Source organism: Enterobacter sp. CGMCC 5087, from assembly GCF_003144775.1.
GTDB classification, from domain to species: Bacteria; Pseudomonadota; Gammaproteobacteria; order Enterobacterales; family Enterobacteriaceae; genus Enterobacter; species Enterobacter cloacae_M.
In genome coordinates this window covers 1-398 of record NZ_QFXN01000241.1, presented here as the reverse complement: position 1 = coordinate 398, position 398 = coordinate 1, and the positions used below count along the sequence as shown (strand labels likewise).

At 62.8% G+C, this 398-nt stretch carries 1 protein-coding gene; it reads left to right on the top strand.

Annotation, left to right across the window (positions count from 1 at the left end):
- Window positions 1-398: aminotransferase class I/II-fold pyridoxal phosphate-dependent enzyme (locus DEO48_RS21385; protein WP_146198313.1), on the top strand; the 398-nt coding region annotated here is incomplete at both ends.

Sequence of the window (398 nt, the reverse complement as noted above, 5' to 3'; positions counted from 1 at the left end):
GTCCGTGGTCTGTGAAGACGCCGAAGCGGCGGGTCGCGTGCTCGGCCAGCTGAAGGCGACGGTGCGCCGTATTTACTCCAGCCCGCCAAACTTTGGTGCGCAGGTGGTGGCGACGGTTCTCGGCGACGAACAGCTGAAAGCGTCCTGGCTTGCCGAAGTGGAAGCGATGCGTAAGCGCATCCTGTCCATGCGTCAGGAGCTGGTTAACGTGCTGAAAGAGGCCGTGCCGGGGCATAACTTCGACTATCTGCTCAAGCAGCGCGGGATGTTCAGCTATACCGGACTGAGCGCGGCGCAGGTCGATCGCCTGCGCGAAGAGTTCGGCGTTTACCTGATCGCCAGCGGCCGTATGTGCGTGGCGGGACTGAATGCCAGCAACGTTCATCGCGTGGCGCAGG